The 21,146-nt window shown below is 39.5% G+C and carries 14 protein-coding genes; 6 read left to right on the top strand and 8 right to left on the bottom strand.

What is annotated here, in order from left to right:
• Window positions 1-20: 20 nt before the first annotated feature.
• From xylA to parE, 7 genes are all read right to left on the bottom strand, one after another.
• The gene (gene xylA / locus GYM74_RS11370) at window positions 21-1,340 is read right to left on the bottom strand and encodes a xylose isomerase (RefSeq protein ID WP_220218319.1); all 1,320 of its coding nucleotides are present in this window, start codon (window positions 1,338-1,340) and stop codon (window positions 21-23) included.
• A gap of 330 nt (window positions 1,341-1,670) precedes the next feature.
• Window positions 1,671-2,981 (bottom strand): NCS2 family permease, encoded by a 1,311-nt coding sequence (locus GYM74_RS11365; RefSeq protein WP_220218318.1) that lies wholly within the window; start codon window positions 2,979-2,981, stop codon window positions 1,671-1,673.
• 506 nt (window positions 2,982-3,487) lie between these two features.
• Complete coding sequence (locus GYM74_RS11360) at window positions 3,488-5,056, bottom strand: TerC family protein (RefSeq protein ID WP_366518726.1); 1,569 nt, start codon at window positions 5,054-5,056, stop codon at window positions 3,488-3,490.
• 488 nt (window positions 5,057-5,544) lie between these two features.
• Complete coding sequence (locus GYM74_RS11355) at window positions 5,545-6,987, bottom strand: TrkH family potassium uptake protein (RefSeq protein ID WP_220219663.1); 1,443 nt, start codon at window positions 6,985-6,987, stop codon at window positions 5,545-5,547.
• 14 nt (window positions 6,988-7,001) lie between these two features.
• Window positions 7,002-7,838 carry a co-chaperone DjlA gene (djlA, locus tag GYM74_RS11350; protein ID WP_220218316.1) on the bottom strand — a complete coding sequence of 279 codons (837 nt, stop codon included), beginning with the start codon at window positions 7,836-7,838 and terminating at the stop codon, window positions 7,002-7,004.
• A 1-nt stretch (window position 7,839) separates the two neighbouring features.
• Window positions 7,840-10,068, bottom strand: coding sequence for a DNA topoisomerase IV subunit A (parC, locus tag GYM74_RS11345; protein WP_220218315.1), 2,229 nt, complete (start codon window positions 10,066-10,068; stop codon window positions 7,840-7,842).
• A gap of 27 nt (window positions 10,069-10,095) precedes the next feature.
• Window positions 10,096-11,985: a DNA topoisomerase IV subunit B gene (gene parE, locus GYM74_RS11340; RefSeq protein ID WP_220218314.1), complete on the bottom strand. Its 1,890-nt coding sequence runs from the start codon at window positions 11,983-11,985 to the stop codon at window positions 10,096-10,098.
• 235 nt (window positions 11,986-12,220) lie between these two features.
• On the opposite strand from parE, the gene GYM74_RS11335 reads away from it, so the two are divergent.
• From GYM74_RS11335 to GYM74_RS11310, 6 genes are all read left to right on the top strand, one after another.
• A complete protein-coding gene (locus tag GYM74_RS11335) occupies window positions 12,221-14,668 on the top strand; it encodes a DMSO/selenate family reductase complex A subunit (RefSeq protein WP_220218313.1) in 2,448 nt (815 codons plus the stop codon).
• Between the two features lie 21 nt (window positions 14,669-14,689).
• On the top strand, window positions 14,690-15,304 hold the full coding sequence (locus tag GYM74_RS11330; RefSeq protein WP_267338058.1) for a DMSO/selenate family reductase complex B subunit: 615 nt from the start codon (window positions 14,690-14,692) through the stop codon (window positions 15,302-15,304).
• Window position 15,305: 1 nt separating this feature from the next.
• Window positions 15,306-16,145, top strand: coding sequence for a DmsC/YnfH family molybdoenzyme membrane anchor subunit (locus tag GYM74_RS11325; protein WP_220218311.1), 840 nt, complete (start codon window positions 15,306-15,308; stop codon window positions 16,143-16,145).
• A 35-nt stretch (window positions 16,146-16,180) separates the two neighbouring features.
• The gene (locus GYM74_RS11320; RefSeq protein ID WP_220218310.1) at window positions 16,181-16,756 is read left to right on the top strand and encodes a molecular chaperone; all 576 of its coding nucleotides are present in this window, start codon (window positions 16,181-16,183) and stop codon (window positions 16,754-16,756) included.
• Window positions 16,757-16,940: 184 nt separating this feature from the next.
• Entirely contained in the window at window positions 16,941-17,771 is an 831-nt protein-coding gene (gene ubiA / locus GYM74_RS11315) for a 4-hydroxybenzoate octaprenyltransferase (protein ID WP_220218309.1), read from the top strand.
• 700 nt (window positions 17,772-18,471) lie between these two features.
• A complete protein-coding gene (locus GYM74_RS11310; protein ID WP_220218308.1) occupies window positions 18,472-19,962 on the top strand; it encodes a hypothetical protein in 1,491 nt (496 codons plus the stop codon).
• A 197-nt stretch (window positions 19,963-20,159) separates the two neighbouring features.
• Here GYM74_RS11310 and folP read toward each other — a convergent pair whose 3' ends face one another.
• Window positions 20,160-20,996, bottom strand: coding sequence for a dihydropteroate synthase (gene folP / locus GYM74_RS11305; protein WP_220218307.1), 837 nt, complete (start codon window positions 20,994-20,996; stop codon window positions 20,160-20,162).
• Between the last annotated feature and the right edge of the window lie 150 nt (window positions 20,997-21,146).

Below are 21,146 nucleotides of genomic sequence, written 5' to 3'. Positions count from 1 at the left end.
GTTTACAACCAACATTTAGCTTAGCCAAAGATTAATCGATTAACTCGATTTTCTAACTTCTCTTGTTCACCACTGCAAGGTTTTGGTTGTAGATTATTGGCTAAACTATACTGGGCAATGTCTTGTAGCGTCATCTTGCCTTGTAGGATTTGTTGACCTAAGTTTTCGTCCCAAGCGGCATATCGTTGCGTGACTTTTTGCTCAAGAACGTTATCTTCAATTAGTTTGGCTGCGCACTTCAATGATAATGCCATGGTATCGATTGCGCCAATATGCCCGTAAAATACATCATATTTATCAACACTTTGACGACGAATTTTGGCATCAAAATTAAGTCCACCGGTTTTAAAACCGCCACTTTTGAGAATTTCGTACATGACAAGGCTATTTTCTTCTACACTATTTGGGAATTGATCGGTATCCCAACCTAGTTGCGGATCGCCTCGGTTAGCATCAAGTGAGCCAAAGATATCAAGTGCGATAGCTGAGGCAACTTCATGTTGGAATGAGTGACCGGCTAATGTTGCATGGTTAGCTTCGATATTAACTTTAATCTCTTTTTCTAAGCCAAATTGTTTTAAAAAGCCATAAATGGTTGTGACATCATAATCATATTGATGTTTGGTTGGCTCTTGCGGTTTTGGCTCAATAAGTAACGCGCCTTTAAAACCGATTTTATATTTGTTTTCAACCACCAGTTGCATAAACTTGCCAAGCTGTTCACGCTCTTTTCTCAGATCAGTATTTAACAGTGTTTCGTATCCTTCACGTCCGCCCCAAAGGACATAATTTTGCCCACCTAATTGATGTGTTGCATTCATGGCGTGGACAACTTGTGTTGCTGCACAGGCAAATACTTGCGGATCGGGATTAGTGGCGGCGCCGGCAGCATATTTAGGATTGGTAAAGCAGTTGGCGGTGCCCCAAAGTAAGTTAACGCCGGTTTGTTGCTGTTTAGCCAGTAAAATATCAGTCATGATTGCTAAATTATTGATATATTCTTGGATTGAATTGCCTTCGGGTGCGACATCGACATCATGAAAAGCATAAAAAGGCACATTCATTTTATAAAAGAACTCAAAGGCTATATCGGCTTTCGCTTTTGCATTAGCTAATGGATCTGAGCCAGTTTGCCATGGATAGTGAAATGCGCCTGAGCCAAACATATCTGTCCCAGCCCAACAAAAAGTGTGCCAATAACAAATTGATAAGCGTAGATGTTCCGCCATGGTTTTACCCAAAATGATTTGGTTGGGATTATAGTGCCTGAATGCAAAAGGATTGTCTGTTTGTGTGCCTTCGTAGTTGATGCGTTCTATTTTGTCGTAATAATGACTCATAATTTACCTCTAAATTTGGTTAATAAGTTGTTGATTAATCGTTATTTCTTTAAATCCATTTTTAGATAGGCTATCAATGGCTTAAGTGCTGTCATCAATATGCATGAATTTTTAACGCAACAACAATTATTAAATTTTGTACTATTTTTATGTTTTTTGGTTTTTGTGATGTAGATCAAACTCTATTGGTGAATTATTGGAATTGGAGATGAGCTGATGAGTGCAGAGCCTTGTTATGGCATGATGAAGAGAATTGAAATAGCGGAAAATAATTGGCAATCAGACAAAACCACCTCTACCGCTGAGCACGGTAGAAGTAGTATTCAGCCATTAATGATGATCAATAAAAATAAATTTCAGTGCAAATAACACGGCAAAAATAATGACACATAGGTTTAACTCTTTAAATTTACCGGTGAAGGTTTTTAATACCACATAAGAGATAAAACCGAGCGCCACACCTTCGGTGATAGCAAAGGCAAACGGCATCATTAAAGCAGTAATAAAAGCCGGTGTCGCATCGGTTAAATCTGACCAGTTAACTTTAACCAAACTTGATACCATTAAAATACCGACAAATATCAGGGCGCCAGAAGTAGCGTAACTTGGTACTAAGTGAGCTAATGGCGATAGGAATGTCATCATTAAAAATAAAATACCCACAACCACAGCGGTTAAACCGGTGCGACCACCCACTGAAATACCCGCCGAGCTTTCAATGTAGGTTAAAACTGAAGAGGTACCAAATAGTCCGCCAAGTGACGAGCTGAAACTATCGATTAATAACGCTTGACGCATTTTAGGAAAACGCCCTTTTTCATCACAAATACCTGCTTTATCGGTGAGTGCCAAAATTGTGCCGGATGAATCAAATAAGCTGACAATCATTATTGAAAAGATAACGCCCATAATGCCCACATTTAGTGAACCGGCCAGATCGACATGACCAACAACACTGGTAACACTAGGTGGTACTGAAGCAATGCCTTGATAGGTGATATTAGGATCAAGCCAAAGTGCCAATAGTGTGACTACAAAGATTGAAATTAGCACGGCAGCATGAAAGTTGCGAGCGGCTAAAATAATAATGATGAAAAAGCCTAATGAACCAAGTAATACTTTTAGCGATAAAATATTACCTAAGGTTAAGAGTGTTGCAGGCGAGCTAACTACAATGCCCATATTTTGAAAGCCCATAAACGCAATAAATAGTCCAATACCTGCACTGATACCGACTCGTAAACATTGCGGAATATGCTCAATTAGCCAATGGCGCACTTTAAATAACGATAATGCAAAAAAGACTAACGATCCCCAAAAGATTGCCCCCATACCAACTTGCCATGAGTAGCCCATTGCGCCACAAATACCATAGGCAAAAAATACATTAAGCCCCATAGCCGGTGCTAATGCGATAGGTAAGTTTGCAAATAAGCCCATTAAAATGGTTGCAAACGCAGTAACAACACAAGTTAACACAAATACGGCTGAGGTATCCATGCCGGTTGCCGATAAAATGGAAGGATTGACAAAGATAATATAGACCATAGTAAGGAAGGTGGTGCATCCAGCAATAATTTCGGTACCAATGGTGGTTTTCTTTTCTTTCAATTGAAATATTTTTTCGAATATTGAATTCATAAGTTAAGGCCCAATTTTGGTTATTAAGAATGATTGTTTATCTAATATGTTGCTGTTATTTTTACCCGCATCAGTGACAGATAAAAATAGAAAAGATGTCGCGAGACAGCGCGACATCTTACAATAAACAGATATCTCACTGCGTTATTATTGCTAGTTATTCAGTTTGGTCAAGCGTTATTCTAAAGGTTTGCGATTAACGATTCGAAGATTAGTAACTATGGGACTATCATTTTCGACCTGCTTTCAATTATTTGAAGGTGATGTTTTGATTCTATTTGAAATGGTGTTTTTGGCGATATTTTTATCTTATGTTTCAATATTGAGTGGTAGCTAAATCGATTTGCTGATGTTGGCTTTCTCGGTTAAGCGCACCTAGAGGGGCTTGTTTGATGAAGTCATCAATAGGGTTTTGCTACTAGCAAACTTTGTATCTTGTTTTGACGAGGTAGGATAAATTTTGCTTTTTAGCTCACCTTAGTGAGCTAAAAAGGCGGTGAAAGTGCTTAACCTAAATCGAGTTTGTTTAAGGTAATTTTCACTTTCAAAATCCGGTGACTTTCGATCTGTGCAATTTCAAAAAGATAATCACCAATTTGCATGGTTTCACCCACTTCGAGTAGATGCTGGGCTTTTTCCATTAATAATCCGGCTAAGGTGTGATATTCACGTTTATCATCAATTGGAATAGGTACAAATCGGACTAGTTCCTCGACCGGGATATAGCCATTGGCAATCCATGTATGGTCTTCAAGGCATTGAATGTCATGTTTGGCATCGATTTCCTCTTCTTCCGTCGGAAAATCACCGGCAATGGTTTCAATGATATCGGTGACCGAGACTACCCCTTGCATTGAACCAAATTCATCGACAACAAAAGCAAAATGGGTTTTCGCCTTTTTAAATTGCTCTAACGCAACCAGTAAAGAGACCGTTTCAGGAAAAATGAGCGGCTGTTTGATCAGTGATGCAATATCAATAGGCTCTTTGTTTTGGATGACGTCTTTTAACAGATCGTTAACTTGTATGATACCCAAAGGTTCATCAATCGAATCGTTATCGGTGACCACCAAACGAGAGTGAGGATTGTCGAAGATCTCTTTTAGTATCACTTCACGGTCATCATTAATGTTGACCATATCGACATTTAATCGTGAGGTCATAATACTACTGACTGAACGTTGAGCTAATCCTAACACACGTTCTACCATGCTAAGCTCTTGATCATTAAAAACCGACTCTTTTTTGTTGTTATCTGAATCATCATCTATCGAGCTGTTATCTGAATCTTCTTCAGTATCACCTTTTAATAAGTGTAAAATCGCTTCGGCAGTCCGTTCCCGCAATGGTTTTTTGTTGAGTGCTTTTTTACGGTTAAAGATTGCCAACTGATTGAAGAACTCTATCATTATTGAGAAGCCAATAGCAGCATATAAATAGCCTTTTGGTATGGCAAAGCCAAATCCTTCTGCCACCAGACTAAAACCAATCATTAATAAAAAGCTTAAACAAAGAATAACAATGGTTGGATGGGAATTAACAAAATAAGCCAGCGGTTTACTGGCAACCATCATGATGCAAATTGCAATACACACCGCAATTATCATAACCGGAATATTTTCAACCATGCCAACGGCGGTAATGACTGAATCGAGCGAGAATACCGCATCAAGTACCACAATTTGAGCCACGACTGTCCAAAAGTGCGAGGTCTTTTTTGGCTTACCGTCTTGATGAGAGGCGCCTTCTAACCGCTCATTAAGCTCCATTGTCGCTTTGAACAGTAAAAATATCCCACCGATAAGCATAATCAATTGACGAGCATTAAAACTGATACCGGAGAGTGAAAACAGTGGGGTCGTTAAGGTGACTAACCAACCGGTAAACATTAATAGCACAATTCGCGTAATTAAAGCGAAAGCAAGGCCTGTGACGCGTGCTTTATCTCGTTGGTTGGGAGGAAGTTTCTCGGCAAGGATGGCAATAAAAACAATGTTATCTATACCAAGGACGATTTCAAGTACAACCAGAGTGGATAAACCAATCCAGATTGTAGGATCCATGATCCATTCCATATGTCAGGTGATTACCTCTAATAAACACAGCACATGCTGCCCGATAATTCTGTCTGTAATTGGCTAAATAATCAATAAAATATTTGTAATTTTTAATTATTTTGACAAGAAGTTTCAGAAAATACCCATGTTTTAGTATAAAAACAGCTTATCTATTATTTAAAAAAGATAGCAAATCCAAAGCTATTGCTCAGCATCAATTACACTAAATCGCTCGCTATTTGTTAGTGATAAAAAATCACTATTAAATGAGTTTTCAACAATGTTGATAATCTTTTGACAAGAAGTTTCAGAAAACACCTATGTTTAAGTATAAAAAGTTTATCTATTATTTTAAAAGATACCAAACCAAATCTATTACTCAGCATCAATTACACTAAATCGCTCGCTATTTGTTAATGATAAAAATCACCATTAAATTAGTTTTCAATAGTATTGATTATCGTTTGACAAGAAGTTTCAGAAAACACCTATGTTTTAGTATAAAATTAACTTCGCCAGAAGGTTGGGGTAAATAACACCAGGAGTGTGAAGATCTCCAGTCGGCCAAATAACATATCCACCACCATTACCCATTTCACAGGATCGCTGACATTGGCAAAATTATCGCTAACGCTACCAAGCCCGACGCCTAAATTATTGAGAGATGAAGCGACAATATAAAATGAGTCCGTTGCATCAATACCGGTTGCCATAATAATAAAAAGGCTGACTAAAAATACCAGCGCATAGGCAGAAAAGAATCCCCAAACTGATTCAATAATGCGTTCGGGTACTACCCGATTATTGAGTTTTAAGGTGTAAATGGCATTAGGGTGAATAAGGCGTTTTAGTTCTCGCGATCCTTGCATAAATAACAGCAGTACCCGTACCACTTTTAAACCACCACCGGTTGAACCGGCACAACCGCCAATAAATGAAGCACAAAGTAAAAATAGCGGTAATGAGGAAGGCCAGGTATTGATATCATCGACAGAAAAGCCAGCGGTTGCGGAGATAGACACCACTTGCAAGACAATTTTATCAATGCTCAGTCGATGTGGCTTATAGAAAAAGATAACAAAAGCGCAGATAGCAATGAGTATCAGCAAAATAAAAAGAAACGTTCTGAACTCCTGATCACGCCAGTAAACCTTGAGTGAAAACCCATTAAAGGCGGCAAAGTGGAGGGCGAAGTTACAGCCGGATAAAATAAGGAAAATAGTAACGATATAGTTAATTGTCGCACTATTAAAGTAAGCAAGGTTATCATCGTGGGTGGAAAATCCGCCCATAGAAATGGTTGAAAAGCTATGGGATATGGCGTCAAAAACATTCATGCCGGCAAACCATAAGCTTACGGCGCATAATGTGGTTAGTAGGATATAAATAGACCACAGCGTTTTGGCTGTTTCGGCAATACGTGGGCGCATTTTACTGTCTTTTTGTGGTCCGGGAATTTCAGCACGATATAGCTGCATGCCACCAACCCCTAATAATGGTAATATGGCAACAGCTAACACGATAATACCCATACCACCGAGCCACTGGAGTAATTGCCGATAAAACAGTAGTGCTTTAGGTAAGTGATCGAGTTTGACAATGGTTGTTGCGCCAGTTGTGGTTAAACCGGAGAACGATTCAAAAAACGCAGTACTTAAATTGAGATTGATATGATTGTCAAAAATAAAAGGGAAAGCGCCAATCGTCCCTAACACTAACCAAAACAGGACAACAACAAAAAAACCTTCTCGGGTATTGAGCTCATGGCGATGATTACGATTAGGCCACCATAATAGGCAACCGAGTATCAAAGCTGCAAAAAATGAACGAACAAAAATCGCACCAGCGCCGTCACGATAAATTAATGCCACTAGAGCCGGCAGTAACATAAAGACTGACAGTAGTGCAATAAGTAGACCGATAATTCGAATAATTGAGCGCCAATGCATCATTGTTTTAATCTCTATTTAAATCCACGAGATGCTTTTATCAGATCATAAGCAGCTTGAATTTCTTGAGCTCGCTTTTTGGCTGCTTCAAGCATCGCTTTGGGTAAACCTTTTGAGACTAATTTATCCGGGTGATGTTCGTTCATTAATTTACGATACGCTCTTTTAATTACGGCTATTTCGGCATTCGGTTCAATGCCTAACGTTTTATAAGCGTTTTGTAAATCGGACTGCGCCGAACGTCCCTGATAACCACCATAATTATTGCTTTGTTGATATTGATTTTGCTGATCATAATAATTTTCTTGACGAAAATGATAACTGCCCATCATCATTTGAATATACATTGCCATTTGTCGGCGTGGAATGTTGAATTCATCAGCAACAATAAATAAGATTTGTGACTCTTTTTCGTCTAAAGTGCCGTCGTTCAAGGCTGCTTGTATCAGTTGTTCACAAAAGATATTAAGTACATTTCGTCGATAACGGTATTGCGTATATAACTCCCGTAAGCGTGATCTAAGTGGGTAATCACTTGCTTTGCCTCGATTGAATGACTCTTGCGCCAGTTGACGGCTGTTATTATCAAGCTGCAATCTGTCCATAAATTGGCGAGCAAGGTTGATGTCATCTTGGGTGACTACACCTTTAGATTTACTTAAATGACCCAATACTTCAAATACAACTGTCAAGTATAGGGTTGGATTGGCTTGAGTTCTTTGTTCAGTCAATTTATTACAGAATGCTTGATATAGCATTGGGCCAACAAAAAAACCGAACACATAGCCCCAACCTGATTTGAGTATACTGCTTAATATAACACCAGTAATAATAGCCCAAATTAAAGACATATTATTCGTTCACCTCTATTTTATCTATCTTTTGCAGTCCGCGAGGAAGAGACGTCCCTTTACGTGCTCGCTCTGCTCTAAATTTTTCTAAATCAGCCGGATAAAGTGTCAGTTTGCGTTTACCAACATATAGGGTTATCGACGTTTCCGGCGTAATTAACTGCAAATAAGCTAGGCTATCGTCAGCCCCGGACAGGGAGATTATTTTATTTCCTTTGCCTTTCGCCAGTTCCGGCAGATCTTTTACTGGGAATATTAGCATCCGACCAGCTTTAGAAATCGATAACAATAAGCTATCTTCATTGGTGATCTCAACTGGATCAAGCACATTTGCGTTATTTGATAGGTTGATAATCGCTTTACCGTTTCGGTTACGGGTTACTAAATCACTAAACCGACAAATAAACCCATAGCCGGCACTTGAGGCCAGTAAGAATTTCTGATTATCATTGGCTGACATAAGTACTTTTTCAACGGTAGCACCTGCCGGCAATGCCAGTTTACCGGTAAGTGGCTCGCCTTGACCTCGTGCCGATGGCAAGGTGTTTGGCTCTACAGCGTAACTACGGCCGGTTGAGTCAATAAACACAACCGGTTGATTACTCTTACCTTTGGCTGCTGCCTTAAAGCTGTCGCCGGCTTTATAACTTAACCCGACTGGATCGATGTCGTGACCTTTTGCCGCTCTGACCCAACCCATTTCAGATAAGACAATGGTAACCGGTTCAGACGGTATTAATTCTTGTTCGGTAATTGCTTTAGCTTCGCTACGTTCAACAATTGGCGAACGGCGATCATCGCCATATTTTTCCGCATCTTGTTGTAACTCTTTTTTGATAAGGTTACTGAGTTTTCTTGGCGAAGATAACAGTGCTTGCAGTTGATCACGCTCTTTTGCCAGCTCACTTTGCTCACCTTTGATACGCATCTCTTCTAATTTGGCTAAATGGCGAAGTTTTAACTCTAAGATCGCTTCAGACTGGATTTCACTTAAATCGAAACGGCGCATCAGTTCGGCTTTGGGATCATCCTGATAGCGAATAATTTCAATCACTTCATCAATATTTAAAAATGCAATAAGTAGACCGTCTAAAATATGAAGGCGCTTTAACACCTTGTCTAAACGATAGTTTAAACGTCTGGTTACGGTATTGCGACGATAGGCTAACCATTCGGTTAAGATCTCAACTAAACCTTTAACCGACGGGCGATTGTCCAGCCCAATCATGTTCATATTGACCCGATAGCTTTTTTCCAGATCGGTGGTGGCAAATAGGTGGTTCATTACCTGTTCTAAATCAACACGATTTGAACGAGGCACAATGACCAGTCGAGTTGGGTTTTCATGATCCGATTCATCCCGTAAATCTTCAATTAACGGTAATTTTTTGGCTCGCATTTGCGCCGCAATCTGCTCAAGAATTTTGGCACCGGATACTTGATGCGGTAAATCGGTAATGACGATGTCGCCGTCTTCTTTTTTCCACACCGCTCGCATTCGAATGGAGCCACGACCTGTTTTATAGATTTTTTCAATATCTTGTGGTGGGGTAATGATTTCCGCTTCAGTAGGGAAGTCCGGCCCTTGTATGTGAGCCATTACTTCAGTTAAAGTCGCATTTGGATTATCTGCTAACATAATAGCAGCGTTTGCCACTTCACGAATATTATGTGGTGGTATGTCCGTTGCCATACCGACGGCAATACCGGTGGTGCCATTTAATAAGATATTGGGTAATCTTGCCGGTAACATTTTCGGCTCTTGTAACGTTCCGTCAAAGTTAGGCGTATAATCAACAGTACCTTGCCCAAGCTCGCCTAATAGTAATTCAGCATATTTCGATAGGCGTGATTCGGTATACCGCATGGCGGCAAAGGATTTTGGATCGTCCGGCGCCCCCCAGTTACCTTGACCGTCTACTAATGGATAACGGTAGGAAAATGGCTGTGCCATAAGTACCATTGCTTCATAACAGGCGCTATCACCATGTGGGTGATATTTACCTAATACGTCACCGACTGTACGAGCAGATTTTTTAAATTTAGCCTGAGCATTAAGCCCCAATTCAGACATGGCATAAACAATACGGCGTTGCACAGGTTTTAAACCGTCACCGATAAACGGCAGTGCACGATCCATAATGACATACATTGAGTAGTTTAAATATGCGCTCTCTGTAAAAGTACGTAGCGACTGAACTTCTACTCCGTCATGAGTTATCTCACTCATTATTGTTCCTCTAAATCATTCTTTATGTTAGACATCAAGTTGGACTTGATCACCTTTTTCTTGCAACCATTCACGGCGATCTTCTGAACGCTTTTTAGCAAGTAACATATCCATTAACGCCATCGTTTCTTCTGAATTATCCAATGATAACTGTACTAAACGGCGAGTATTGGGATCCATGGTGGTTTCACGTAATTGCAGTGGATTCATTTCACCAAGACCTTTAAAACGTTGGACATTCGGTTTGCCTTTTTTCCGTTTTAGTTGATCTAAAATCCCTTCTTTTTCTTCTTCATCTAAGGCGTAATGCACTTCTTTACCCAGATCGATTCGATATAGTGGTGGCATAGCAACAAAGACATGCCCATGTTCAACCATGGCTTTAAAATGACGCACAAATAGCGCACAAAGAAGTGTAGCGATATGTAAACCGTCAGAATCGGCATCGGCTAATATACAAATTTTACCATATCGTAATTGGCTTAAATCATCACTATCCGGGTCAATGCCTATGGCAACAGAGATATCGTGGATCTCTTGTGAGCCTAATACTTCGTCTGATGAGACTTCCCAAGTATTTAAAATTTTACCTTTTAACGGCATTATTGCTTGATATTCCCGATCGCGTGCTTGTTTAGCTGAACCGCCCGCAGAATCTCCTTCCACTAAAAACAGTTCTGTTCGGCTCAAATCTTGTGATGAGCAGTCGGCAAGTTTGCCCGGAAGCGCCGGACCACTGGTCAATTTTTTACGGATAACTTTTTTTGAGGCTCTAAGCCGTTTTTGTGCGCTTGAAATCACCATTTCAGCCAGTAATTCAGCGACTTGTACATGTTGATTTAGCCAAAGGCTAAAGGCATCTTTAACAATGGCTGAAACAAAAGCCGCACTTTGTCGTGATGATAAACGTTCTTTGGTTTGTCCGGCAAACTGGGGCTCTTGCATTTTTACTGATAATACATAAGCACAACGTTCCCAAATATCATCGGCAGTGAGTTTTAAGCCTCGTGGTAACAAGTTGCGAAATTCACAAAATTCTCGCATTGCATCAAGTAGTCCTTGACGTAGACCATTAACATGGGTACCACCTTGCACCGTTGGGATTAAGTTAACATAGCTTTCCGTTAACAGCTCGCCTCCTTCCGGTAACCAAAGTAGTGCCCATTCAACTGCTTCGGTGTCGCCAGTATGGCTTCCGGTGAACGGCTCTTGAGGTAGTAGTGTGTAACCACTCACGGACTCCATGAGATAATCTTTTAAGCCATCTTGATAACACCAGCGTTGTTCGGTGTTGTTGATTTTATCTTTAAAGATAATCTCCAGTCCCGGGCAAAGCACCGCTTTAGCTTTAAGCAGATGAGATAAACGAGGCACCGAAAATCTTGGCGAATCAAAATATTTTTCGTCTGGCCAAAAATGGACTTTAGTACCGGTATTACGGCGACCACAAGTACCAATGACGTGCAAATCTTCCACTTTATCGCCATTTTCAAAAGCGATTTGGTACACTTGTCCGTCACGGTTAACCGTTACTTCAACGCGTTTTGATAAGGCATTAACCACCGAGATACCCACACCGTGAAGTCCACCGGAAAATTGGTAATTTTTATTCGAAAATTTACCACCAGCGTGCAAACGGCAGAGTAATAACTCAATTGCCGGCACACCCTCTTCGGGGTGAATATCAACCGGCATGCCTCGTCCATCATCAATCACTTCCAATGAATTATCTTCATAAAGCGTGACTTTAACTTGACGAGCATGACCTGCTATCGCTTCATCGACACTGTTATCAATAACTTCTTGCCCTAAATGATTTGGGCGAGCTGTGTCAGTATACATACCCGGACGATGACGAACGGGATCGAGTCCTTTAAGGACTTCAATATCAACGGCGTTATAAGTGGATTGTGACATAATTTTTCTAATTATTCGATTAAATGGGCTTATTATACCAATGTTTCATTAAGATGTATGAATTTAAATTTATAATGAATGACAAATCAGCTGTAATGATCATCCATTAATTGATAATAATTCTTATTTCATTAATTTATTTTAAGTTAATGGCAATTTTTATGGTTTTTTAAGTTTAATTATTGTAACGATAGTATTATCATAACCCTATCCCAATAAGAAATAAGGGAACCAAATGAGCAAGTCAGAACATAAGATAACACGTCGTGATTTTTTACAAAAATCAATCGCTATTGGTAGCGTAGCTGCACTAACTAATACGATTCAATCGCCTTTCGCTTATGCCGAACCAAAGTTGGATGATAACAGTAACACGCCTAATCCCACCAATAAAGAAAAAATTTTTTACAGCGCCTGTTTAGTCAATTGTGGTAGCCGCTGCCCACTAAAAGTCCATGTTAAAAACGATATTATTACTAAAATCTCATCCGAAGACGGTATTAATGATCCTATCTTCGGTCAACATCAAATTCGCCCATGTTTGCGAGGGCGAGCGGTACGCTGGCGAACTTACGATCCGGAGCGTTTAAAATACCCTATGGTGCGAATAGGTAAGCGTGGTGAAGGTAAATTTAAACGTATTAGCTGGGATGAAGCAATAAATTTATTGGCGGATAAACTTAAATACACCATTAATCGTTATGGCAATGAAGCTATCTATTGTCAATATGGAACAGGTACCACCGGCGCAAATATCGCCGGGCGCAGTGCTTGTAGACGGTTTTTAAGTACTATCGGTGGTTATCTAAATTATCATGGCGATTACTCAAGTGGACAGATAACTGCTATTCAGCCTTATATTTATGGCAATGCTAAAGAGTCACTTATCGATCAAATTAAACATTCAGATTTGGTTGTTATGTTTGGACATAATGTTGCAGAAACGCGAATGTCAGGCGGTGGGCAAGTAACGGAACTGTTTCATGCTTTAGCGCAAAGTAAAGCCAGAGTGATTATTATCGATCCTCGGCGTAGCGAAAGTGTAGTTGGCTATAATGCCGAGTGGATCCCGATTATTCCCGGTACCGATGCGGCGTTAGTTGCCGCAATTGGCTATGCTTTACTGGAAGAAGATAAAATTGATGAGGCAATGCTTAATCAATATTGTGTGGGTTGGAATGCTGATTCATTGCCGGATAGCGCACCCCCTTTTAGTGATTATAAATCTTATATTTTAGGTTTAGGTGATGATAGAACACCGAAAACGCCGGAGTGGGCTGCAAAAAAAACCGGTATTCCCGCTAAACAAATTCGTAAACTTGCCTTAGATATTGTCAACGCTAAAGCAGCATGGATTTCGCAAGGCTGGGGAGCACAACGTTGGCAAAATGGTGAGCATACTACAAGAGCAATTATGATATTGCCTATTATCACTGGTCAATTTGGTAAACCGGGCACCAATATTGGTACTTGGGGCGGAAGCGTGACTTATCCGGTTCCGGGTCTGAATTTATTAAATCCGATTAAAACCAGTATTCCATTTTTTTTATGGACTAAAGCGATCGAATCACCGCAGAGCATGACCGCGAAGAATGCTTATATACTCGGTAAAGATAAATTGGATGTCGGTATCAAGTTTATCTGGAGTTACGCCAGTAATGTAATTGGTAATCAGCATGCTGATCTCAATCGAACACACCAAATTTTACAAGATGAATCTCAATGCGAATTTATCTTAGTGTGGGATACTCATATGACCGCATCAGCACGCTATGCTGATCTGTTATTACCGGATGTGTCATCAGTGGAAAGTAACGATTTAATTAATAATTCTTATGCATCCGGCGCTTACCATTATGTTATTCGTATGCAACGGGCTATTAAGCCGCTTTGGGAAAATCGATCGTCTTATGATGTGTTAACTGAGTTATCAGAAAAAATGGGCGTGAAAGATAAATTTACTGAAGGGCGGACGCAAGATGAATGGATAGCGTATAGCTATGAAAGAATGCGCAAGCAAAATCCTGATTTACCGCCTTTTGCTGACACTGACGGTAAAGGTATTGTCGATCGTAAGTTAGCGGATAGTGATGCGCAAATTGCCTTAAAAGCATTCCGGGATGATCCGATTAATCAGCCATTAAATACCCCGTCCGGCAAAATTGAAATTTATTCAGAAGCGCTGGCAAAAATAGCGGGTGAATGGGAGATTGAGCCGGACGATAAACTCTACCCAATTCCTGCTTATTTGCCAGCTATTGAAGGGAGTGAGGATCAACAAAAACGCGATAAATATCCGCTGCAAATGATTGGATTTCATATTAAAGGGCATTGTCACTCCTCTTATAGTAATCTTCCCCAACTACGAGAAGCTGTTGCCAGTAGCGTTTGGATTAACCCAATTGATGCTGAACAAAGACAAATAAAGCATGGGCAATTAGTTGAAGTATTTAATGATCGTGGTCGGCTTTATATTCCGGCTAAAGTCACGCCTCGTATATTACCGGGCGTGATCGCTATACCTCAAGGGCTATGGGCAAAAACTAATGCTGCTGGTGTGGATATTGGTGGTTGTATTAATCGTTTAACCTCATTGCGCCCGTCAGTGTTAGCGAAGTCAAATTCGCAGCATACTAATTTGGTTGAAATCAAACCATTATCAACTATGCCAGCGGCATCATAATTAAAAAGGGAGATGATTAAAATGCAATATGGATTCTTTATTGATTCTTCCAAATGTACCGGGTGTAAAACCTGTCAGTTGAGCTGTAAAGACGAAAAAGATAATGCGCTGGGCGTGCATTTTCGCCGAGTTTATGAGTATGGTGGTGGATCGTGGCAACAAGTGGACGGGATTTGGCAAAATGATACTTTTACTTATTATTTGTCAATCTCATGTAATCATTGTGAGCAACCAACTTGCGTGCAAGGTTGTCCAACTGGTGCGATGCATAAACGCCAACAAGACGGCTTAGTGGTTGTTAATCAAGATGTGTGTATTGGTTGCCGCTATTGCGAAATGCGCTGTCCATATGGTGCGCCACAGTTTGATCATCAAAAGCGGGTTATGTCAAAATGCGATGGTTGTTATGAGCGTGTAGCCGAAGGCTTAAAGCCTGTGTGCGTCGAATCTTGCCCACAGCGTGCTTTAGACTTTGACGAGATAGGGAAATTACGTGAGCGTCATGGTGATGAACGTAATATTGCCCCTTTGCCTAATGCAGAGTTGACTAAACCGAATATTGTTATCAAACCACATGCTTTGGCTAAAAGCTCAGGCGATACACAAGGAAAAGTGCTCAATCCGGAGGAGGTATAATATGCATGAATTACCATTGGTTTTTTTTACGGTATTTGGGCAATTATCTGCCGGAATGGTGCTGTTAAGCAGCTTATCTTGCTTAATGAATTGTTCACAAGCTAATCCCATTATTCGTCAAAAAATTAATCTGTTAGCACTGGTTTTTATGGCTATTGGTATGCTGCTTGCCTCATTCCATTTAGGGCATCCTTTGCGGGCGTTAAATGTGATCTATGGGATTGGACGTTCGCCGATGAGTAATGAGATTTTCACTTTTGGTGTGGTATTTGGTGTTACATTCGCCTCAGTATTAATCCACTACTTTTCTCTCAATCCGGATAGCCAAAAACTGAAATTGATTAAACCGCTTTGTTTAAAGATTAATCGCCTTCCCTATATCAACCAGCTGATAGCCATCATCTTAATCCTACTGAGTTTAGTTTTTGTGTGGACGATTGTTCTAACTTACATGCTACCAACAGTGAAAACATGGGATACCAACTACACTGCAATTCAAATGTATACAGCGATGCTGGCGTTGGGTGGAATTGCTAGCGCAATGCTTGGGTTATATCGTTTAGGCAATGCAGCTTTTCTTATTGGTAGTCTATTGATTATATTATTAAAAATTCCCTATTATAATTTAATGACGACCATAAGCCCGGAGCTGGCTTGTGCGCAAGCAAGTTGGATGATTGCCGAGTGCATGTTAATCATAGTGGCACTACTATTGGTTGCTTTTAACATTTACCGAGCCAAACATAATGCAATAATTTATCTTACTGCTTTTGCTTGTGTGTTTATTGCTGAAGTTTGTGGCCGTATTGCCTTTTATAATTTATGGATGATACCGCTATAATTAACAATATAACTGATCGACAACAAGTAACGTCAATGAATAAAGAGAAAAGATTCGATAATCTCACTTGTGCGACCCTGGCAAAAGTACTGGGTGCTTTTTTTTATTATCCACCTAATAGCCAAACCGTTGAGCCGCTGCTTGAGGCTCTATTGCATATTGACCAACTGGCGGATTGGCAAAATCCTGAACTTATTAGCCAGCAATGCCAGATATTGGCAACCCAAATCAGCCATGTCGATCTGGATTATCAATTCTCGTTATTGTTTGAAGGGCAAGGCAAAATGCCCGCCCCGCCATGGGGGTCAGTCTATTTGGATCAAGAAAAACTATTAATGGGGGAATCGCAAGAGCGCTATCGTCAATTTTTACAGCAGCATGGTTTAACGCTTAATACCGGTATGAATGAGCCGGAAGATCAGTTTGGTTTAATGTTAATCGCTTATGCGATATTGCTGGAAAAACAAAAAACGCAAGCGGCGAATCAACTGATAGATGAACATTTAATGACTTGGTCATCAGCTTATCTGGATCAATTAAAACATAATCAAGTTAGCCAATTTTATCGGGCGTTAGCCGTGGTGGCAGAGCAGTATTTACTTTTGTTGTAACGCTTTATTACCACAATTAATCGCTTTAGTGAGATTAACCGTTTTGGATGTGACACGTATTAGGTAAATTGATTTGATTGCTTACACATCCAGCAGCGCCAAATAGAAACGGTATTTATCCGCATTGCAGCTTTAACAAGATCAGGTATAATCCGCCCATAATAATTGAGGACAGATATACGTTATGTTAGCTTATATACAACTGATGCGATTAGATAAACCTATCGGCATTTTACTGCTACTTTGGCCGACTTTGTCGGCAATATGGCTTGCTGATCCTCATCCTTCGGTTGGGCTTGTCGTTATTTTTGTGCTAGGTGTCATTGTTATGCGATCAGCCGGTTGTGTGATAAATGATTATGCGGATCGCCATTTTGATGCGCATGTCGAGCGAACGCAAGATCGTCCATTGGCACGTGGTGCCCTGACAGCCAAAAACGCCTTATATACTCTTTTGATATTGTTGTTAATTGCGGCCGGTCTATTGATGACATTAAATAGGCTGTCATGGCTTATTGCCGGCTTTGCCTTGTTAACCGCCATGATCTATCCGTTTATGAAACGTTATACTCACTTTCCGCAAATTATTCTGGCAATTGCATTTAGCTGGAGTATTCCAATGGTTTATGCGGCAACTATTGCTGAGTTTCCGTTAACTTGCTGGCTACTATGTTTAGCAAATATTTGTTGGACTATTGCTTATGATACTGAGTATGCCATGGTTGATCGAAGCGATGATATGAAAATAGGCATTAAATCAACCGCTATTTTATTTGGTCATTATGATACCTTAATCATTGGTATATTACAGATAGTTGCGGTTTCTTGCATGGTGATACTTGGTTTAACAAACGATTTTAATTCAGTCTATTTTACCATTTTATTGATTGCTTCATTGCTGTTTATCTATCAACAATGGTTAATTAAAGACCGTGATAGAGCGAAATGCTTTAGAGCCTTTATGAATAATAATTATGTTGGATTTTTTGTGTATTTGGCAATATTGATAAAGTAAATTTGGAATATGCCTAGTCATCAAAAGCCAGCTAATTTTAAAAATCTTGTTAGTTTAATGATAAACAAATCTACTTGTTACTTTTCTAGCCTAATCTGCTTTAACCGATTGATATAAAATGGCGCTTTGCTGAAAAATCATCGTTTTTATACTCAAACGTATACATTTTCTGAAACTTTTTGACAAAGCTGTGGCGCTTACCCAATTCATTATTCTCCTATTTGCTTAAGTGATGACTGTACGCTAATCGCCCGTCATGGCTGAGGCAGTTTGCCTAAGGCAATGGCCTCAAGTGATATGTCACAGAGATTCACTATTAGCGATAAGTCACCGGTGTGCGACGAAGAAGTCCGCATTGGTATATATGACAACAACAGGGAAAGCATCAAAACTTCTCCACATCCCATCCGGTTTGCCTACTGTAACAACTCCAGAATGAGTAATAAGCTAAGCCATGAAACTGTGTAAATAAACCAGAAAAACAGCGCTTAAAAAGGCCCAAAAAATCAGTAACTATATGGAAATATTCAATGATTTTGCTTTTCTTGTTTACCTTTCTTAACAAATTTTTCAGCTAAAAAGTTCGGTAATTTTTTTAAAACATTATATCATTAAAGTTGTAACGGTTTAGCTGTAAAAATAGCAGGCAGTTATATAAAAAGGAATAAAAACAATAAATTACACGAATATAGGGATTGCTATGCAATATCATAATGAAAACTCGAAGACGCCTTTCTTAAGTTCTCTTAATCGTCGCCTTAATCAGAACAATAACTTAAGCTTAAATTCACCGACAAATTTTAACTCAAATAACGCTAATAAGCCGCATTTTTTCAAAAAAACATTAACATGCCTATTAATGTTACCTTTGATGTATGCATTTAATGCACAGGCATTAACATCAAACACCACAGCTCAAGCAATCAATGGTACAGCACCTTATTTAACTTTTGATAATGGTCAAACTAAGAGTGATAACACCGGAGCGTTATTATGGTTGCGTTTTAATGATGGTAACCAAGAAGTCAAATATGATGCTCCTCCTAAGGATGGTGATAATCCCGTGGTTATAGATATTCCAGCGACAGTGAACACCTTTGAAGATATCCAAACAGTTGTGCCAGCTAATACCCCTAGTATTGATAATGTTCAATCAATTGATTTTAGCACAATACTACAAGATCCGAATAATTATGCCAGAGATGATGACGGTGACGTGGTTGTTTCAGCAACGGGTAAAATAGCGATGACTATTTTAGACTCGACAGAGCAGAAGATTAGACGGACAGATACTGTCGATACCTGTTTGGCACCTTATACTATCAATCTGAAAATAGATGACAGTGAAATTAAAACACAATATGGTATACCTAATTCGACAACCTATAGTAAGCTTGAAGATAACTATTACTTAGGTGTTGATTCTAATACTATTTATACTTGCTTTGTACAACCACTAACGATGTACCATGATAATGAATCGGGAGTGTCTGGGCAGTGGGATAATGATAAAAAAGTATTTTACATGCAAAGCCTCAATCAACCTGAATCAAACTTCCCGGCAACGGGGGCGGATGGTCTTTACTTCAAGTTAATGGTTGCCGGAATTAAAAATTATAAACAACTCAGTTATTCAAAAGAGCCGAGCAATTCAAATGTTGATTTAGCGTTTGGAGAGACGGTAAAGAAGATTCCGACAGTAATATTAAAGGGACCAACCTCCAATTCTTCACCATCGAAACTTCGTTTTGTTCCAACAACATTTACCATTTATGCTGACACAGCAAAAACTAAGCCTATTTATAGCTTTAAATTAGAACACTGGTTTATTCCTCACACGGATATATATGGCTACCCATATATAGAAAATAATCATGATAATGCAGTAAATTATTGTTCCACTTTATCGGGTTATCGAATGCCAAATGTATCTGATCTGACTAATGCTAATGGTTGGGGAATAAATGGCCATCCAAATGCATCTTCGACCGCATTAAGGCAAATAAACGGGGGATTGATTTCAGAATGGGGTGGCGGGCTTAAAGACTATTCTAAACAATGGGATGTATTTTCCATTTGGACTAATACTCCAAGCATTTTATCGGGGCACTACTATTCTGTAGCTTCGAATAGTGGTACCATTTTTCATATCAAAAGGGAATATACTCAAACCGCCTGTGTAATGCCTTAATCGCCATTAAATATTATCAATTAAAGTGTGATTGAGGTAAAAACAAAACTATAACTGGGGCTCAATATTGAGCCCTTAATTATATAATTATTAATCTAATATTCTTCTTTAACCTGCTTTAAAAAGCTTTTTCTACAATTATCCAGAGTAGGTTGATATGCAATGGTTAGATAAGCTGCTTTTTTCAGATATTAATTTCAACCTTGTTCAGCTAATGTTGCTTGCACAATCCGTAGGGCATCAAATGTCTGTTTAACATCATGTACCCGTATAATGTGTGCCCCTTTCATCGCCGCAATGACAGCGCAAGATACACTACCAAGCATTCGTTCTTGCGGCGGAACATTTAATACTTGTCCAATCATGGATTTACGGGACATACCAACTAATAGCGGTAAATTGAAATGATGAAATTTTTCCAAAGTTGCCAGTAATCGGTAGTTGTGTGATAGTGTTTTACCAAAGCCAAAACCTGGATCGAGTATGATTTTTTCACGATTTATACCGGCTTTAATGCAGCGATTAATATGTTGGTCAAAAAAAGTGTCTACTTCTTGATAGATATCTTGATTGTAGTGTGGTGCATTTTGCATGGTTTGAGGATCGCCTTGCATATGCATAATACAAACAGGCAGTCCGGTTTTTGCCGCAGCGGTCATTGCGCCGGGCTCAGTTAGTGCTCGAATATCGTTAATCAAGTGGGCGCCGGCTTTCGCCGATTCAGTCATTACTTCAGGTTTAGAGGTATCTACCGAAATCCATATATCAAAATAACGGGCAATTTTTTCAACTAAAGGTATTACCCGTTCTAACTCCTCTTCAACCGACACTTCAGCTGCGCCAGGGCGAGTTGATTCTCCACCTACATCAATAAATGTGGCACCGGCTTGAATCATACTATCAACTCGACGCATTGCATCATCGAGGTTGTTGTATTTACCGCCGTCGGAAAATGAATCAGGTGTCATGTTCACAATGCCCATAACTTGTGGAAAAGAGAGATCCATAACTTGATTTTGAAAATGAATTTCCATAAGGGTAGTCCTATTTGATAAACAGTTTTTAAATTAATGCATTAGCTATTTAATTACGGTTAAATTTTAACTTAGCCGTAAAGGTTATATTTACCACTGAGTCTAATTATGATTATGATGAGATTATATCTTCATTTTGTCGATAAAAAA

The sequence above is a fragment of the Gilliamella sp. ESL0405 genome (assembly GCF_019469205.1).
In the GTDB taxonomy this organism is placed as follows: domain Bacteria; phylum Pseudomonadota; class Gammaproteobacteria; order Enterobacterales; family Orbaceae; genus Gilliamella.
This window is presented reverse-complemented; position numbering and strand designations above follow the sequence as displayed.

Excerpts from the sequence above, each read along its gene's own strand:
- xylA (WP_220218319.1), bottom strand. The coding sequence starts at position 1,340 with ATGAGTCATTATTACGACAAAATAGAACGCATCAACTACGAAGGCACA.
- GYM74_RS11365 (WP_220218318.1), bottom strand. The coding sequence starts at position 2,981 with ATGAATTCAATATTCGAAAAAATATTTCAATTGAAAGAAAAGAAAACC.
- GYM74_RS11360 (WP_366518726.1), bottom strand. The coding sequence starts at position 5,056 with ATGGAATGGATCATGGATCCTACAATCTGGATTGGTTTATCCACTCTG.
- GYM74_RS11355 (WP_220219663.1), bottom strand. The coding sequence starts at position 6,987 with ATGCATTGGCGCTCAATTATTCGAATTATCGGTCTACTTATTGCACTA.
- djlA (WP_220218316.1), bottom strand. The coding sequence starts at position 7,838 with ATGTCTTTAATTTGGGCTATTATTACTGGTGTTATATTAAGCAGTATA.
- parC (WP_220218315.1), bottom strand. The coding sequence starts at position 10,068 with ATGAGTGAGATAACTCATGACGGAGTAGAAGTTCAGTCGCTACGTACT.
- parE (WP_220218314.1), bottom strand. The coding sequence starts at position 11,985 with ATGTCACAATCCACTTATAACGCCGTTGATATTGAAGTCCTTAAAGGA.
- GYM74_RS11335 (WP_220218313.1), top strand. The coding sequence starts at position 12,221 with ATGAGCAAGTCAGAACATAAGATAACACGTCGTGATTTTTTACAAAAA.
- GYM74_RS11330 (WP_267338058.1), top strand. The coding sequence starts at position 14,690 with ATGCAATATGGATTCTTTATTGATTCTTCCAAATGTACCGGGTGTAAA.
- GYM74_RS11325 (WP_220218311.1), top strand. The coding sequence starts at position 15,306 with ATGCATGAATTACCATTGGTTTTTTTTACGGTATTTGGGCAATTATCT.
- GYM74_RS11320 (WP_220218310.1), top strand. The coding sequence starts at position 16,181 with ATGAATAAAGAGAAAAGATTCGATAATCTCACTTGTGCGACCCTGGCA.
- ubiA (WP_220218309.1), top strand. The coding sequence starts at position 16,941 with ATGTTAGCTTATATACAACTGATGCGATTAGATAAACCTATCGGCATT.
- GYM74_RS11310 (WP_220218308.1), top strand. The coding sequence starts at position 18,472 with ATGCAATATCATAATGAAAACTCGAAGACGCCTTTCTTAAGTTCTCTT.
- folP (WP_220218307.1), bottom strand. The coding sequence starts at position 20,996 with ATGGAAATTCATTTTCAAAATCAAGTTATGGATCTCTCTTTTCCACAA.